Consider the following 237-nt stretch of genomic DNA (forward strand, 5'->3'; position numbering starts at 1 on the left):
TGCTGCTGTTCAGCACCCTGGGCTTCTACTTTCCAGTATTTGGCCAGGGCAATACGCCGGTTGCCATCGCTTGCGCCTCCGTGCTGCTGTGGGCCGTGCATTTTCTGGTGCTGCGCGGCATCAAGGAAGCAGCCTTCATCAACCTGGTCACCACTGTGGCCAAGGTCGTGCCGCTGGTGCTGTTTGCGCTGATTTGCCTGTTCGCCTTCAAGCTCGAGGTGTTCACCGCCGACATCT

1 protein-coding gene is annotated in these 237 nt (G+C 59.1%); it reads left to right on the top strand.

Annotation, left to right across the window (positions count from 1 at the left end; genetic code table 11):
• On the top strand, positions 1-237 hold a 237-nt coding region (locus tag J5M56_RS26470; RefSeq protein WP_207938245.1), incomplete at both ends, for an amino acid permease.

It is taken from the genome of Pseudomonas sp. 51_B (assembly GCF_017491595.1).
Classification (GTDB): Bacteria; Pseudomonadota; Gammaproteobacteria; order Pseudomonadales; family Pseudomonadaceae; genus Aquipseudomonas; species Aquipseudomonas promysalinigenes.